Annotated in this window: 1 protein-coding gene; it reads left to right on the forward strand. The window is 45.8% G+C overall.

Translation table 11 applies throughout. From position 1 onward, the window contains the following. Positions 1-821 (forward strand): DNA internalization-related competence protein ComEC/Rec2 (locus R8O11_RS26450; protein ID WP_318194775.1); only part of this gene is annotated, 821 nt, incomplete at its 5' end. Between the last annotated feature and the right edge of the window lie 11 nt (positions 822-832).

Raw genomic sequence — 832 nt, forward strand, 5'->3', positions numbered from 1 at the left:
GTGTAATTGTTGTGATGACCGGGTTGTTTCCTAAGCAAGATAACCAAACTTGGCGTATTGATGTGCTTGATGTCGGGCATGGGTTGGCGGTACTGGTCGAAAAAGAGGGGAGAGTTTTACTCTATGATACGGGCAAGGCTTGGCACAACGGCAGTATAGCTGAGCAAGTGATTACGCCAGTACTGCACCGCAGAGGCTACTCAAGTGTCGATACGATGATTTTAAGTCATGCCGATAATGACCATGCTGGCGGCCGAAAAGTGATAGAGCAGTACTTTTCACCTAAACACAAACTAAGCAGCCAGAGCTTTTTACATTATCAGCCTTGTATTGCTGCTGAGAAATGGAAGTGGCAAGGGTTGAACATTGAGGTACTTTGGCCTCCTAAACCTGTTGTACGTGCATACAACCCCCACTCTTGTGTCATCAGTCTGGAAGACCCTAGTACAGGTTTTAAAATGTTGTTTACTGGTGATATCGAAGCCATCAGCGAATGGATACTGCTTCGAGAGCCAGAAAAGCTGCGCAGTGATGTAATGCTAGTGCCGCATCATGGAAGCAAAACCTCTTCTAACCCTAAGTTTATCAATGTTGTTGAGCCTAGCTTGGCTGTTGCTTCAACGGCAAAACTAAACCAGTGGGGAATGCCCGCACCTGAAGTCGTTCAGACCTATACCGACAGTGGTGTTAGTTGGTTGGATACTGGAAGTGATGGCCAAATAACAATCTTACTTGATGGCAATAACTGGCGTTTTGAAAGTAAACGTCGTGAGACAATTGAGCCTTGGTATAGGCAGATGCTGCGTAACCGAGTAGAATAAGAGTCTTACTG

It is taken from the genome of Vibrio sp. 1288, from assembly GCF_033344475.1.